This window comes from Pacificispira sp., assembly GCF_965228185.1.
Classification (GTDB): Bacteria; Pseudomonadota; Alphaproteobacteria; order UBA8366; family Aestuariispiraceae; genus Pacificispira.
Map to the genome: position 1 here is coordinate 829,556 of NZ_CBDDHE010000008.1, position 15,525 is coordinate 845,080.

The 15,525-nt window shown below is 66.5% G+C and carries 10 protein-coding genes; 6 read left to right on the plus strand and 4 right to left on the minus strand.

Features of this window, described 5'->3' with window-relative positions:
* Window positions 1-92: 92 nt before the first annotated feature.
* From tsaE to trxA, 6 genes are all read left to right on the plus strand, one after another.
* Entirely contained in the window at window positions 93-596 is a 504-nt protein-coding gene (gene tsaE, locus ACO06O_RS18740) for a tRNA (adenosine(37)-N6)-threonylcarbamoyltransferase complex ATPase subunit type 1 TsaE (RefSeq protein ID WP_421883309.1), read from the plus strand.
* Window positions 586-1,614, plus strand: a complete 1,029-nt coding sequence (locus ACO06O_RS18745) for an aminoglycoside phosphotransferase family protein (RefSeq protein WP_421883313.1) — start codon at window positions 586-588, stop codon at window positions 1,612-1,614. Before tsaE ends, ACO06O_RS18745 begins: the two co-directional genes overlap by 11 nt.
* Window positions 1,611-2,339, plus strand: a complete 729-nt coding sequence (locus ACO06O_RS18750) for a nucleotidyltransferase family protein (protein ID WP_421883316.1) — start codon at window positions 1,611-1,613, stop codon at window positions 2,337-2,339. The genes ACO06O_RS18745 and ACO06O_RS18750 overlap by 4 nt, the downstream gene beginning before the upstream one ends.
* Before the next feature lie 52 nt (window positions 2,340-2,391).
* Window positions 2,392-5,433 carry a double-strand break repair protein AddB gene (addB, locus tag ACO06O_RS18755; RefSeq protein WP_421883319.1) on the plus strand — a complete coding sequence of 1,014 codons (3,042 nt, stop codon included), beginning with the start codon at window positions 2,392-2,394 and terminating at the stop codon, window positions 5,431-5,433.
* A complete protein-coding gene (gene addA, locus ACO06O_RS18760; RefSeq protein ID WP_421883322.1) occupies window positions 5,430-8,936 on the plus strand; it encodes a double-strand break repair helicase AddA in 3,507 nt (1,168 codons plus the stop codon). The genes addB and addA overlap by 4 nt, the downstream gene beginning before the upstream one ends.
* 122 nt (window positions 8,937-9,058) lie before the next feature.
* The gene (trxA, locus tag ACO06O_RS18765; protein WP_421883326.1) at window positions 9,059-9,379 is read left to right on the plus strand and encodes a thioredoxin TrxA; all 321 of its coding nucleotides are present in this window, start codon (window positions 9,059-9,061) and stop codon (window positions 9,377-9,379) included.
* A 54-nt stretch (window positions 9,380-9,433) separates the two neighbouring features.
* Here the strand turns inward: trxA and ACO06O_RS18770 are convergent, their stop codons facing one another.
* The 4 genes from ACO06O_RS18770 to ACO06O_RS18785 all read right to left on the minus strand — a co-directional run bounded on the left by ACO06O_RS18770 (window position 9,434) and on the right by ACO06O_RS18785 (window position 15,492).
* Window positions 9,434-11,659: an ATP-binding protein gene (locus ACO06O_RS18770; RefSeq protein WP_421883329.1), complete on the minus strand. Its 2,226-nt coding sequence runs from the start codon at window positions 11,657-11,659 to the stop codon at window positions 9,434-9,436.
* A gap of 125 nt (window positions 11,660-11,784) precedes the next feature.
* A complete protein-coding gene (rbfA, locus tag ACO06O_RS18775) occupies window positions 11,785-12,222 on the minus strand; it encodes a 30S ribosome-binding factor RbfA (protein WP_421883332.1) in 438 nt (145 codons plus the stop codon).
* 34 nt (window positions 12,223-12,256) lie between these two features.
* Window positions 12,257-14,821 (minus strand): translation initiation factor IF-2, encoded by a 2,565-nt coding sequence (infB, locus tag ACO06O_RS18780; RefSeq protein WP_421883335.1) that lies wholly within the window; start codon window positions 14,819-14,821, stop codon window positions 12,257-12,259.
* Window positions 14,818-15,492, minus strand: a complete 675-nt coding sequence (locus tag ACO06O_RS18785; RefSeq protein WP_421883338.1) for an RNA-binding protein — start codon at window positions 15,490-15,492, stop codon at window positions 14,818-14,820. The genes infB and ACO06O_RS18785 overlap by 4 nt, the downstream gene beginning before the upstream one ends.
* Window positions 15,493-15,525 lie beyond the last annotated feature (33 nt).

Sequence of the window (15,525 nt, forward strand, 5' to 3'; positions counted from 1 at the left end):
GCGGAATCGGAGTGATATGAAGAGGCACCGGCCCGGACCGTCAAGCGCCCGATGCCGGATTTCTTCGCAGAAACGCCCTTTTCGAGCCGACCGTGCCGCCATCCGAACCCGACAGAACCGACCTGGAACCGGCTTTCGACCTATTTTTGCCGGATCCCGATGCGACGGCCCGGCTGGGGGCGGCGTTGGGCCTTGCGCTGACGGCGGGCGACGTCGTCGCGCTGACCGGCGATCTGGGGGCCGGAAAAAGCGCCCTGTCGCGTGCCGCCATTCGCGCCCGATTGGGCGATCCGGAGGCCGAAGTACCCAGCCCCACCTTCACCCTGGTCCAGACCTATGAGACCGACGATCTGGAAATCTGGCATGTCGACCTCTACCGGCTCGACGGCCGCGCCGATGCGGTGGAACTGGGCCTGGACGAAGCCTTCGCGGAGGCGGCGAGCCTGATCGAATGGCCGGACCGGTTAGGGCCCGACTTGCCCCGCCGGGCGCTGCGGATCGACATCGTCCATGACGGCGACGGAAGGCGGGCCCGGATCGCCGCACCGGCCGAATGGCGAAACCGGATCGAAGAGGTACTGCGCGATGCAGCATGACCGCAATGCGGCGATCGACGGATTTCTGGCCGCGTCCGGATGGCCCGGCGCGGCCCGGCGGAACCTGGCCGACGACGCGTCCTTCCGGCGCTATGAACGGGTCGAACTGGGCGGCCGCCGTGCCGTCCTGATGGATGCCCCGCCGGACAAGGAAGACGTGCGGTCCTTCGTTACGGTTTCGAAACTTCTAACCGCGCAAGGTCTCAGCGCCCCGGAGATCCTGGCCGAAGATCCTCAGAACGGGTTCCTTCTGCTGGAGGATCTGGGCGACGATACCTATACCCGTGTCCTGGCGCGCGGCGGCGACGAGTATGAGCTTTACAGCCTGGCGACCGACACGCTGATCCGGCTGCAGCGCGATTTCCGTCCGGCGGCGCAGGTGCCGGATTACAGCCGCGACAAGCTGGCCGCAGAGGCCGATCTGCTGATCGACTGGTTCTGGCCGGCGGTGAAAGGATCGCCCTGCCCGGAGCCGGACCGTGCCGTCTTTCGCGGATTGTGGCGAAACGCGCTGGGCCATGCCTTTGCGGTGCCGTCCAGCCTGGTCCTGCGCGACTATCACGTCGACAATCTGATCCACCTGCCGGACCGGACGGCGGAAGCGGCCTGCGGCTTGCTGGATTTTCAGGACGCGGTGATCGGGCCGGTGACCTATGACCTGGTGTCGCTGTTCGAAGACGCCCGGCGCGACGTGCCCCATGCCTTGGCCAACGGCCTGATGCGGCGCTATCTGAACGCCTTCCCGGCCATGCCGCGCGACGCCTTCGCCCTGTCCTACGCCGTTATGGGCGTGCAGCGCGCAACCAAGATCGTCGGCATTTTCACGCGGCTGGACCGGCGCGACGGCAAATCCAGCTATCTGCGCCACATTCCCCGTACCTGGGGCTGGCTGGAGGGCGGTCTGCGCCATCCGATGCTGCGCGATCTGAAAGAATGGTATGATATGAACTTTCCGCCGGACCTGCGCCGGGCCCCGGCCGCGGCGTCGGCTTCTGCACAGGATGGCGCCCGATCATGACCGATATCGACACCGCCATGGTTCTGGCCGCGGGCTTCGGAAAGCGCATGCGCCCGCTGACCGAGACGATGCCGAAGCCCCTGGTCCCGTTATGCGGCAAACCGCTGATCGATTGGACCTTCGAGCGGCTGCGCGCGGTGAAACTGACCCGCTTTGTGGTGAACAGCCATTATCTGGGCGACCAGATCGCAGCGCATTTCCACGATGCCCGCGACGTCACCCTGTCGCCCGAGGCAGACATTCTGGATACCGGCGGCGGTGTCGCCAATGCCCTGCCGTTGCTGGGGGAGAAGCCGTTCTTCGTCGCCAATGCCGATACGGTCTGGCTGGACGGCCCAAAGCCGGCGGCCGCCCGGATGCGCGATGCATTCGACCCGGAAACCATGGACGCGCTGCTGCTGCTGCATCCGGTGGCGACGGCGGGCGGCGATTACCGCGGTGTCGGGGATTTTTTCCTGGACCCGACCGGTCATGCCCGCCGGCGCGCCGAACAGCAGGTCGCCCCCTATCTTTTCGCCGGCCTGTCCATCCTGACCCCGGACTTGTTCGTCGGGGCGCCTGCGGGCGCATTCTCCCTGGTCCGGCTGTTCGAGAAGGCAGCGGCGTCGAACCGCCTCTTCGGCCTGGTCCATGACGGCGAATGGTACCATGTCGGCACGCCGGAAGCGCTGGAAGAGACGCAGACCGTGATCGAACTGGGCCATACCGCATCCAACACCCGGTGAGGGCGAAGCCCGCGCTTGGCGACCCGCGCGAATTGCCGTTAGTCTCGACACCGTGACCCAGCTTTATTCCATCCCGTCCTGGCGGCCCTTCGTCGACGCGCTGGCCGAGGGGCTTCTGGCCCGTACGGCGGCGGACCCCCTCGCCTTGTCCGATTATGTGATCCTGCTGCCGACGCGCCGCGCCTGCCGGTCGCTGCGGGAGGCCTTTTTACGGCAGACCGGCGGTAAGGCCATGCTGTTGCCGCGGATGCGGCCGATCGGCGAGGTCGACGAGGAGGAACTGGTCCTGACCGCACCGGGCGACGAATCCGGCGCATTGGCGGATCTGGTGGACCTGCCGCCGGCAATTTCGACGACGGAGCGGGTGCTGCGTCTGACCGAGTTGGTGAAGGCCCTGCGCAACGCCCAGGCCAAGGCGGACCCGGCCCTGGACGAGATCGGGCCGGATCAGGCGTTGTTGCTCGCCAAGGAACTGGCACGGCTGCTGGATCAGGTCCAGACGGAGGGGCTGACCCTCGACAATCTGGAATCCCTGGTGCCGGAGGAATATGCCGACCATTGGGCACAGACCGTCGTCTTCCTGAACATCCTGCGCAGCGAATGGCCGGCCTATCTTGCCGCATCCGGCGAGATCGATCCGGCGGAACGGCGCAGCCGCCTGATGCGGGCCCAGGCCCAGGCCTGGCGTGACGCGCCGCCGGCGCATCCGGTCATCGTCGCCGGCTCCACAGGGTCCATCCCGGCCACGGCGGAACTGATCGTTACGGTCTCGCAACTACCGAATGGCGCCGTGGTTCTGCCCGGGCTGGATCGGGTTCTGGCGGAGGAGGACTGGCCCGCCGTCCGGCGCGATCCGACCCATCCCCAATTCGGTTTGGCGCTATTGCTAGAGAAGCTGGGCGCGGGTCGCTACGCCGTGGCCGAATGGACCGGCACGGAAGACACGCCGCCGCAACGGGCCGCCCGGACCCGTCTGATCGCCGAGGCGCTGCGTCCGGCGGAGACGACCGACCGATGGCGAAGCCTGGACCGGATCGATCCCGCTGCCTACGACGGGGTCGAATGGCTGGCCGCGCCCTCCCCCGCGGCGGAGGCGGAACTGGCCGCGCAATGCCTGCGCGAGGTGCTGGAGGTGCCCGGCAAGACCGCCGCCCTGGTCACGCCGGACCGGATGCTGGCGCGCCGGGTCGCCGCCCAATTGGACCGCTGGGGGGTCCGGATCGACGATTCCGCCGGCCGGCCCCTGTCCCAGACCGAGGCCGGGCGGTTCTTTCGCCTGACGGCTGAGGCGGTGGCGGCGCGGTTGAGCCCCGTCGCCCTGCTGGCCCTGTTGAAACATCCGATGGCGGCACTGGGCGGCCGGCCGAAGGACATGCGCCGGGCGGTCCGCAATCTGGAAATCGCCTGCCTGCGCGGCCCGAAACCGTCCGGGGGCGCCGACGGACTGCGCCGCGCGATCGAAGCCCGCCGCACCGACCCGCACGGCCCGGCGGCGGAGATTCTGGACGATGCGGCGCGCCTGACCGATGCCATCGATGCCGCCCTGTCGCCGCTGACCGACCTGCTGACCACAGGGCGCGCGCCGTTCGACCAGGTTCTGACGGCCCATATCCGCGCGGCGGAGAACCTGGCCGCGCGCGAGGACCGGCCCGGCGCGGATTCCGTCTGGCGCGACGACGATGGCGAGGCGCTGGCCGACTTCATCCATGACCTGATTCCCCATGGCGGTTTGCTGGGGCCGGTCGGGTCCGGCGATTATGTCGCGCTGATCGACGCGCTGATGCAGGGCAAGACTGTGCGGCCGCGCCACGGCGCCCATCCACGGCTGGCCATTCTGGGCCCGCTGGAGGCGCGGCTTCAGCATGCCGACCGCTTCGTCCTGGCCGGGCTGAACGAAGGGATCTGGCCGCCGGAACCTGGCGACGACCCCTGGATGTCCCGGGCGATGCGGCGCGATTTCGGCCTGCCCGCCCATGAACGCCGGATCGGCCTGGCCGCCCATGACTTCGCACAGGCCTGCGGCGCGCCGGAAGTGGTGCTGCTGCGCGCGGAGAAAAGCGGCGGGCAGCAGACCGTCCCCGCCCGATGGCTGGAGCGTCTGGCGACCCTGACCGAACGGTTGGGCCTGGAGGGTCGCCTGCCCAAGAACAACGGCCGGTCGGCCTTGCGCCTGTCCTGGCAGAAAGACCTGGACCGGCGGGACCGTCTCCCGGTGCTTGCCCGCCCGGCCCCGACCCCGCCCGCCGATGCCCGCCCGTCCCGCCTGTCGGCGACGCGGATCGAGCTTCTGATGCGCGACCCCTATTCGATCTATGCCCAGTATGTCTTGCGCCTGGACGTGTTGGACCCGCTGGAGGCCGATCTGGGTGCGGCGGACAAGGGCACCATCATTCACCGCGCCCTCGACGCCTTCACCAAGGCCTATCCGGACACCCTGCCCGACGATGCGGAGGCGCGGCTTCTCGCTTTCGGGGAGGAGGCCTTCGGCGCCCAGGTCCTGGCCAATCCGGCGGTGAAGGCCTTCTGGTGGCCGCGCTACATCCGCATCGCCCAATGGTTCCTGGCCCAGGAAGCGGCGCGGCGCGCGCGACTGGCCGCCAGCCATACCGAAATCAAGGGCAGCCTGAAGATCCCGACCGCCCGGGGCGCATTCACCCTGTCCGCCGAGGCCGACCGCATCGATCTTTTCCAGACGGGCGGCTATGCCATCCTGGACTACAAGACCGGGTTCGTGCCGTCGAAGAAATCCGTCGCCGACCTGACCGCGCCGCAATTGCCGCTGGAGGCCGCGATCCTGAAAGCCGGCGGCTTCCCCGGCGTGGCACCCGGTCCGGTGGTCGAATTGTCGTATTGGAAGCTCAGCGGCGGCGACCCGCCCGGCAGCATCCAGACCGACGGCAAGCTGGACGCGGACGCGCTGGCCGAAGCAGTTGCGGAGAAGCTGACCGCCCTGGTCCAGGCCTATGAGTTGGAGACGACGCCCTATCCGGCCGTCCCCCGCGCCGAGCTGGCGCCCCGGTTCAACGATTACGCCCATCTGGCACGGATCAAGGAATGGTCGCTGGGCACGGCAGGCGGGGAGGAGAGCGCATGAGCGACGCGGCCACTGCCCCGAAACCCGATCCCGACCTGATCCAACGCCGGGCCGCCGATCCCAAGGCCAGCGTCTGGGTCGCGGCCAGCGCCGGCAGCGGCAAGACCAAGGTCCTGACGGACCGGGTGCTGGCGTTGCTGGTCGACGGGGCCGCGCCGGACGGCTTGCTGTGCGTCACCTTCACCAAGGCGGCGGCGTCTGAGATGGCCAACCGCATTCACCGCCGCCTGTCGCAATGGACGCGGTTGAGCGATGCCGAGCTGGAGAACGCCATCCGGCGCCTGGATGGCGGCCGTGTCACGCCGGAGAAGATGAACCGCGCCCGGCGCCTGTTCGCCCAGGTTCTGGACCTGCCCGGCGGGTTGCGCATCCGTACCATCCATTCCTTCTGTCAGTCGGTTCTGGGCCGGTTCCCATTGGAGGCGCGCGTCGCCCCCAATTTCGAGGCCATGGACGAACGCCAGGCATCGGAAGCAATGGACCTGGCGCAGGAGACGGTCCTGCGTGCAGCCCTGGCCGGCGGACCGCTGGGCGCCGCGCTGGAACAGATCACGGCCCGCGCGGTGGAAAGCGGGTTCTCCGACCTGATGGGCGAAATGTCCCGCCGCCGGGCCTGGCTGGCCGAAACCTTGCGCCAATGCGGCGGCGTCGACGGGGCGATCGCCAGTCTTTACGAAGCCCTGGGGGCGGAACCGGAGCTGGACGAGGCGAGTATTGTCGCCGAGGCCTGTGCTGACGGGGCCTTGGACGGCGCGGCCCTACGCCGGGTCGTGGCGGTGCTGCGCGATTTCGGCGGCAAGGCGAATGAGGAGCGATGGCCCGTCATCGAGGCCTGGCTGAACGGCGGCCCGGAAACCCGGATCGCGACATTCGACCGTTACTTCCGCGCCTTCATCACCGACAAGGGCACGCCGAACACCCGCATCCTGGTCAAGAAAGTCGTGGAGGCGAGCCCGGACAGCGCCCAGGCGGTGACCGCGGAGCAGGAGCGTCTGCTGGCCGTCGATGCACGGATCCGGCGTCAGGGCACGGCCCGGGCCAGCGAGGCGCTGTTGCGGCTGGGCGCGGCAGTCCTGCGCGCCTATGAGGATTACAAGCGGGCGACCGCGCGGCTGGATTACGACGATCTGATCCAGAAGACAGGCGCGCTACTGACCCGCGACAATGTGCCCTGGGTCCTGTTCAAGCTGGATGGCGGCCTGTCGCATCTGCTGATCGACGAGGCGCAGGATACCAGCGGCGAGCAGCGCCGCATCGTCGACGCATTGATCGGCGAGTTTTTCTCCGGCGCCGGCGAGCAACGCACCTTGTTCGTGGTCGGCGATGCCAAGCAATCGATCTACAGTTTCCAGGGCGCCGATCCGGAAGGCTATCGCGCCTGGCGCGACAGCCTGTCTCAAACTGCCGAATCCGGCGGCACCACAATCCGCCCCGTCCCGATGGAAGTGTCCTTCCGCTCCGTTCAGGCGGTGCTGGACGCCGTTGACGCGACTTTCGCCCAACCGCCCGCCAGCATTGGCGTCGTGGGGCCGGACGAACCGCCTCTGCGCCATTACGCCTTCGCAAAGAAGGCCCAATTGCGCGGCCGTGTGGAAGCCTGGACGCCGACCGCACCCGGCGATGCGGCGGAGATCGACCCCTTCGCCCCGCCGGACGCCACCGGGACCCCCGGCGCCGACGCGACACAGATTCTGGCGGCGGGACTGGCCGCGACGGTCCGGGACTGGCTGAACAGCGGCACCTTGTTGGAATCCGAGGGCCGGCCGATCCGGGCCGGCGATATCCTGTTCCTGCTGCAGAAACGTACCGAACTGATCGATGCGCTGGTCCGCGAACTGAAACGGCTGGACATACCCGTCGCCGGGGTCGACCGCATCGCCCTGACCGAACAGATTGCGGTCATGGACCTGCTGGCACTGGCGCGCGCGCTGCTGTTGCCCCAGGACGATCTGACCCTGGCCTGCGTGCTGAAATCGCCCTTCGTCGGTTTCGACGACGACGATCTGTTCCGGATCGCCCATGGCCGGGGATCGGCCAGCCTGTGGCAGAGCCTGAGCCGGATGCGGCTGGACGACCCACGTTTCGGCGCGGCGGCGGATTGGTTCGACGGGTTGCTGCAGGCCACGGACAGGCTGCCGCCATATGAGCTGTTCCAGCGCGCGCTGCTGTCGCCCTGTCCGGGGCCGGGCCGCATGGCGGCGGACGAGGCGGTCTATACCGGGCGGCAGGCCCTGGTCGCCCGGCTGGGCGCGGAGGTCGAGGACCCGCTGGAGGAGTTTCTGAGCCTCGCCCTCGACCACGACGTCAAACGCACACCAACGCTGGAAGGCTTCCTGTCCTGGTTCGCGCGCGGCAATACCGAGCTGAAGCGCGACCTGGAAACCGAGGCGCGGGACGAGATCCGCATCATGACCGTGCATGGCGCAAAGGGTCTTCAGGCACCCATTGTCATTCTGCCGGACGCCCTGACCAAAAGCGGCGCCCGCAGCGCGCCGTTGCGCTGGCTGCCCAGGCCGCAGGGCGGGGCGCTGCCCATCTGGACGCCCTCCGCCCGGTATGAGGAGACCGTTGCCGCCGAGTTGAAGGAGGCGGAGAAGGACGCGGTCGAACGGGAGTACCGGCGGCTTCTCTATGTCGCGATGACCCGGGCGGAATCCCGCCTGATCGTGACCGGCCGCCTAGCCCGCCAGAAACCGGCGGAAGGGAACTGGTACGATCTTGTGACAAGCGGGTTGGAACGGCTGAAGGATACGCGCCAAACCGCGATCTCCCCGGTCCCGGAATGGCAGGCGGAGGCTCTGGTTTACGAGACGGGCGAGGCCGCTGCCGTCGCGATGGTCGCGCCGGAGGCGGTGACGGATAGCCCCGGCGCACCGGGATGGCTGACCGCGCCGCCCCCCGGCGAACCGTCCCCGCCTAAGCCCTTGGCGCCCAGCCGGCCGGATACCGCCGATCCGCCGGTCCGATCGCCGTTGGATGATGGGGATCCGCTGCGTTTCAAGCGGGGGACTTTGGTGCACCGGCTGTTGCAGACCCTGCCGGACCTGCCCCCGGCGCGGCGGAACGATGCCGCCGCCCGATACCTCGCCATGCCCGCCCACGGCCTGAGCGCGGCGCAGCAGGCACAATTGCGGGACGAGACATTCGGTGTCCTTGAACACCCGGCCTTTGCGCCGTTGTTCGGACCGGGAAGCCGCGCCGAGGTGCCGCTTGCGGGTCTGATCGAGCGGCCCGGCGAATCGACCGGGCCATTTGCGGTTTCCGGACAGGTCGACCGGCTTTTGATCCGGGGGAATGAGATCCTTGTCCTCGACTATAAAACGCTGCGTCCGGCACCGGCGGACCCGGAACGCGTGCCGGCCGCCTATCTCGCGCAAATGGCGGGATACCGGGCGATTCTGCGGCAAATCTATCCGGACCGCCCCATCCGCTGTGCGCTGGTTTTCACCGAAACGCCCCGTCTTGTGCCCCTGCCGGACACGCTGATGGACGCCCACGCTTGATTCCGAATCCTCCCCTGCCTAGATTCGGATCAGCGATACGGGGCACCTGACAATCGGAAGCCACAACCACCCGACCCGCCGACGGGGTAGACACCGTCCATGACGGGCAAAGGAGTTACGCCATGAGTACGGTCAACGTCACCGACGACGAATTCGAATCGAAAGTACTTCAGGCCGACGGACCGGTCCTGGTCGACTATTGGGCCGACTGGTGCGGTCCGTGTAAGGCCATCGCCCCGGCATTGGATGAAATTTCCGGCGACATGCAGGGCAAACTGACGGTCGCCAAGCTGGACATCGACAGCAACCCGCTGACCCCGTCGAAATACGGCGTGCGCGGCATCCCGACCCTGATGCTGTTCAAGGACGGCCAGGTCGTCGGCACCAAGGTCGGCGCCGCGAAGAAAAGCGATCTGGAAAGCTGGCTGAACCAGCACGTCTGATCGATTGATAGACGGCGTTTCAATGACGAGCCCCCGCCCTTCGGCGGGGGTTTTTCATTGCACCCCTGCCCCCTCGGCCCGGCCTGACATGGCATAGACCTGGCCGATCGCGTCCACCAGAACGTTCCAGTCGATTGGTTTGGCGACACAGTCGTTGAATCCCGCCTTCTGATATTCCACCACGCTGCCAAACATGACATCGGCGGTCAGCGCGATGACGGGCAGATTGCGACCCTCGTCGCTGGCACGGATCGCCTTCAGGGTTTCCATGCCATCCATGACCGGCATATGAATGTCTAATAATACGACATCAAAATGATCTTCGCGGAAGCGGGCTAGTGCTTCGGCACCGTCTTCGGCGATGGTAACGGCGAATCCTTTTGCGGACAACATGCTGACGATCAGCATCCGGTTTACGGGATTGTCGTCGGCCGCCAGGATGCGCAAGCCCTTGATCCGCTCCGCAGGCACGACCGGCTTGTCATGACGCGCCGCGGTCTCTTTGGGTGTTTTCTCTTCATCCCGGATCAACGTCAGCGGTACTTCGACCAGGAAATGGCTGCCCTGACCCGGCTCACTTTCCAATGTGATACGGCCGCCCATCTGGTCGATCAGACGGGAACAAATGGCCAGACCCAGCCCGGTGCCCTGAAACCGCCGATTTTCATCATTATCGGCCTGCATGAAAGGCAGGAAGATCGATTCCGCCTTTTCCTTGGGGACTCCAATGCCGGTATCTCGCACGCTAAGCGTTAACCATCCATTGTCCTCCCGATCCGCGTCACGCGTCAGGGTAAAACTGACCGCGACCTTGCCGGTATCGGTGAATTTTACGGCGTTACCAACGAGATTGTAGGCGATCTGACGTAGACGCAGCATATCGCCTTGGATCGCCATTCCCGCCGGGGGACTGAAGGGATCGACCGTCAGTGCCACCGATTTGGCCCGCGCCGCCGGTCCGAACATGGTCTTGATGCTGTTCAACAGGACATCGAAATCTACAGGCTCTGAGCGCAGAACCAGTCGACCGGCCTCCAGTTTCGACAGATCCAGAATGTCGTCCAGCAGACCGGCAAGATGCTTGCCCGACTGGCGGATCGTCGAAACATAGTGCCGTTGATCGTCGGTGAGCTCTGTAGAATCCAGAATATCCGCCATGCCCAGGACCGCGGTCAGCGGAGTGCGGATCTCGTGACTCATATTCGCCAGGAAGGCGGATTTCGAGCGGTTAGCACGGTCCGCCGCGACCCGCGCGTCCTTCAGCCCCTCCTGCATCTTGCGCTGATCGGCCACATCGCGGATCGATACCATGACGACCGAGTTCGGCCCCCGGTCGATATGACTGAGCGCGATATCCACCGGCACTTCATGTCCCGAACTGTTGAGGATGTATAGATCCTTGCCGGATCCCATGCGACGCGGTGCTGGGCGGCGCAGATAGCCGTCCCGAAGGTCGGCATGCCCTTCGCGGAACCTGGGGGGCATCAGCGCTTCAATCTTTGTGCCGCGCAGAACGGCGGGCTCGTAACCGAACAGGGCCGACGCCTGCTGATTGGCCCGCAAGACCTCCCCGCTGGCGGAGATCCACAACATTGCGTCCGGCGAGTTATCGAAAACCGCATCTGACAGGGCGAGGGCGTTGCTGGTTGTTTCATGGGTGCGGAACTCACGTCGCAGCCAGAAGGCACCGGCCAGTGCTATCGTCGTCAGTGCTGCCAGAAGCAGCAAACCGAGGATGGCCACCCCATCCGTGCCGATTACCTCTGATCTAGGGGTATTGTCCGCCTCGACCTTATCCCGCCATTCCTTCAGACGCAGCAAGGTGGCACGCGCGGCGGTGACGGACCGTGCGGTTTCGGATGCGGCGCGTGACGCGTCATAGGCATCCGGATCGGCCTCTATATCGGCCAATTGCTTGCGATACGCCGCAACCAAAGCCTCCAAAGGTTCAATGGACGGGCTTTGGTCATCTTGGGGGAGGTGCCGGCGCAAGACATCGACAAGATGGGTCAGACGCTCCAGGTCCAGCTCGATCGCTTCCAGAAACGCCGGATTGGCGGTCGTGCCCCAATTATCCATGCCGCGCCACAGAGCCGCCTGACGGACATTGCCATCCAGTTCGGCCATCGCACTCACCAAGCGCGATGCATCGGAATCGACGACAGGCGCGCTGCTATCGGTGATCCCGCGCGCGAAGAACATGCCCCAAACGGCCAATGCAATGGCTATTGCAAGCAGGGAAGCTGCAAATACGACGACACGACCAGAATTGCGCAACACTGGAGCCTCCTAAGGCTCCCCACACTCGGGTGGTAAAGTCGCAGTCCGGGGTTAACGAAACGTTAATGAACGGTCTATTCTCGGCGTCTTTAGTTTTCTATCCGTGATAGAAAGCCGTCGATGGGTCAGTCGTCGCCGGCGCTGCGGGCGGGATCGTCGTCGTCCTCGTCCGGGTCGTTTGCCGCACCGGGGCGCAGATCGCGCACGACTTCCGGACGCCGCAGCAGCGTATCGATACGGTTCGCTTCGTCGAAGGAATCGTCGGCCATGAAGCGCAGGCCCGGCGTGTATTTCAGGCGGACTTCGCGGGCGACCTGACCGCGCAGGAAGGCCCCGGCGCGTTTCAACGCCGAGATGACTTCATCCACATTCTGCCCGCCCAGCGGCAGGACATAGGCCGTCGCGGTCTTCAGATCCGGCGTACAGCGCACTTCCGAGACGGTGATCGGCACATTGGTCAGGGCCGGGTCGCGCAACTCGCCCCGGGCCAGAATACGCGACAGCGCGTGCCGGATCTGCTCTCCGACACGCAACTGACGCTGCGATGGTTCTTTGTCACTCACACCCGGACTCCCTCGCCTTGGTCCGGAACGGCGACTACAGCTCGCGCTTCACCGACTGCACGTCGAAGCATTCGACCACGTCGCCGACCTTGATATCGTCGTAGTTTTCGAAGGCCATACCGCATTCATAGCCCTGCTTGACCTCGCGGACGTCGTCCTTGAAGCGCTTGAGCTGTTTCAGCGACCCTTCGTAGATCACCGTATCGTCGCGCAGCAGGCGCACCTTGGCGCCGCGGCGGACTTCGCCGTCGGTGATCATGCAACCCGCGACCTTGCCGACCTTGGTGATCGCGAAGACGTCGCGGATCTCGGCATAGCCCAGGAATTCCTCGCGCTCTTCCGGCGCCAGCATCCCCGACAGGACCGCCTTCATGTCGTCGATCAGATCGTAGATGATCGAGTAATAGCGGATATCCACCCCGTCGCGGCGCGCATGATCGCGGGCCTGGGGGTTGGCGCGGACGTTGAAGCCGACGATCACGCCGCCGGTCGAGGACGCCAGCGTCACGTCGGATTCGGTGATGCCGCCGACGGCGCCGTGCAGGACACGGATCTTCACCTCGTCGGTCGCCAGCTTGTCCAGCGCCGCGGTGATGGCCTCCAGCGAGCCCTGGACGTCGGTTTTGACGACGACCGGAAGCTGCTCCGCCTCACCCGCTTTGACCTTCTCGAACATCTGTTCCAGCGTGCCGCGGCCGGCGATGGTGAACTGCGCCTCGCGCGCCTTGCGCTGGCGGTAATCGGCAATTTCGCGGGCCTTGGATTCGTCGGTCAGAACGACGAATTCGTCGCCCGCCTGAGGCGTTCCCTGCATGCCCAGCACCTCGACCGGAACCGACGGACCGGCCTGTTCGACCGGGCGGCCCTTATCGTCCAGCAGCGCACGGACACGGCCCCATTCCTGACCGGCAACGAAGATGTCGCCGACCTTCAGGGTCCCGCTTTGCACCAGGACGGTCGCGACGGAGCCGCGGCCCTTTTCCAGCTTGGCTTCGACAACCGCGCCGCGTGCCGGGGCAGCCGGATCGGCCTTCAGTTCCAGGATTTCCGCCTGCAGCAGGATCGCCTCTTCCAGCGCATCGAGATTGAGCCGCTTCAGGGCCGAAACCTCGATGCAGATCACATCGCCACCCATGTCTTCGGGCACCAATTCGTGTTCCAGAAGCTGGGTCTTGGCGCGGGTCGGATCGGCGCCTTCCTTGTCGATCTTGTTGACCGCGACGATGATCGGCACTTCGGCCGCCTTGGCGTGGTTGATCGCTTCCACCGTCTGCGGCTGGATCCCGTCATCGGCGGCAATGACCAGCACGACGATGTCGGTCACCTGCGCACCGCGCTGACGCATCGACGTGAAGGCCGCGTGGCCGGGCGTGTCCAGGAAGGTGATCGTGTCGCCCGACGTCATCGTGACCTGATAGGCACCGATATGCTGGGTGATCCCGCCGGCCTCGCCCGCCGCGACATCGGTCGCGCGCAACGCGTCCAACAGCGACGTCTTGCCGTGGTCGACATGGCCCATCACGGTGACGACCGGCGCGCGCGGCACGCCTTCGCCTTCCGGCACTTCGGGCTTCACCAGAACGTCTTCGACATCGGCTTCCGACACGCGTTTCACGCGGTGGCCGAACTCCTCCACCACCAATTCGGCGGTATCGGCGTCGATCGCCTGGTTGACGGCCGCCATGACGCCCATCTTCATCAGCGCCTTGATCACGTCCGGCGCCCGTTCGGCCATACGGTTGGCCAGATCGCCGACAGTGATGGCTTCCGGAATGGTTACTTCACGCACGACTTTCTCCCCGCGCGACAGACGTTCGCGGTTCTGTTGTTTCTCCCGCTCGCGCGCCCGGCGCAAAGCGGCCATCGAACGGCCCCGGCTTTCGCCGTCATCGTCTTCCAGGGCCTGCGTAATGGTCAGCTTGCCCTGACGGCGGCGCGGTTCGCCCCGCAGGCGCATGGTGCCCTTGTTTTTCTTGTCCTTGTCGGCAGCGGCCGGATCCACCGGCGCTTCGACCTTGGCCTTGGCGCGCGCGGCGTCAGGCTTCTCGGACGGCGGCAGCGGAATTTCCTCGGCAGCCGCCGGCGCTTCGGCCTGGGCCGGCTCTTCCTTGACTTCCGGGGCGCTGGCGGCTTCGGCGGTTTTCTGTTCCGCTTCCTCGGCCTCGCGGCGGGCAGCCTCTTCCTCGGCCTTGCGGCGGGCCTCTTCCTCTTCGGCCTTGCGACGGCGTGCTTCCTCGGCGCGGCGCTCGGCCTCTTCGGCCTCGATCTTGCGGCGCTCTTCTTCCTTCGCGGCGCCTTCCAGCGCGCGCAGGCGGGCCTGGCGTTCGGTTTCGGACAGGCCGTCCAGCGGATTTTCCGCGACCAGCTTGTTGCCTTCCTGGGCCGGACGACGCGCGGCGCCGCCCTTGACGGCCTTCATGTCGCCGCCATCGGTCCGTTCGAAGGAACGCCGGCTCTTCGTCTCGACGATCACGGTCTTGGAACGGCCGTGACTGAAGCTCTGCCGCACCTGGCCGCTTTCGACCGTCTTGGACAGGCTCAGCTTGCCCGGTTTCCCGAGTGAAAGCTTGCCGCCGCTCTTAGAAGTTCCGTCGCTCATCCATCGTCCTTTCCGACTGGCCGACCCATGCCGGCCGCCGTCTCTCTAAAACCTGTCAACCGCCCGGCTTCCGTCAGGAAGCGGCGGCTCAGACCGCCCGGCGCCAGCGCCGCGTGTACGGCCATGTCCCGGCCGAACGCCTCGCCCAGCTCCGCGGCGTTCAGCACCGCGACCACCGGTACCGCTCCGCCGGCCAGCGCGGCCAGCTTGGCCCGGCCGTCCTCGGCGCCGTCGGAGGCCTGCAGCAGGACCGCCGCGCCGGGATCGCCCTTCAGGGCCGCGCGGGTCTTTTCGAACCCGCAGACCGCCTCTCCGGCGCGCCGCGCCAGGGAAACGGTTTCGATACAGCGCCGCGCCAGCAAATCGGCCACTCGGTCGGCCAAATCCGGCGGCGCCGTCACCGCCGCCCGCGCCGCGCGGGCGAACAGCTTCCGATCCAGCGCCGTCTTAATGCTTCGCGGATCGGCGCTCAACCACATTCCGCGTCCCGGCAGCTTTGCCGCCAAATCCGGGACAAGCACGCCGTCGGGACCAAGAACGAAGCGGATCAGCGCTTCCCGGGGTCGGCGCTCACCGGTGGCGAGACAGCGGCGGATCGGTTCGCGGCCCGCCGAAGCCGTCCCGTCGTCGGTCGCCAGGTCCGGCAGGTCCGGGTCTTCCGGTTCCGCCATCGCGTCCTACCCCGCCCGTCCTGTTAAGGCCGT

Bases quoted from the DNA above. Each gene is read 5' to 3' on its own strand.
- ACO06O_RS18745 (WP_421883313.1), top strand. From the start codon at position 586: ATGCAGCATGACCGCAATGCGGCGATCGACGGATTTCTGGCCGCGTCC.
- ACO06O_RS18750 (WP_421883316.1), top strand. From the start codon at position 1,611: ATGACCGATATCGACACCGCCATGGTTCTGGCCGCGGGCTTCGGAAAG.
- addA (WP_421883322.1), top strand. From the start codon at position 5,430: ATGAGCGACGCGGCCACTGCCCCGAAACCCGATCCCGACCTGATCCAA.
- trxA (WP_421883326.1), top strand. From the start codon at position 9,059: ATGAGTACGGTCAACGTCACCGACGACGAATTCGAATCGAAAGTACTT.
- infB (WP_421883335.1), bottom strand. From the start codon at position 14,821: ATGAGCGACGGAACTTCTAAGAGCGGCGGCAAGCTTTCACTCGGGAAA.
- ACO06O_RS18785 (WP_421883338.1), bottom strand. From the start codon at position 15,492: ATGGCGGAACCGGAAGACCCGGACCTGCCGGACCTGGCGACCGACGAC.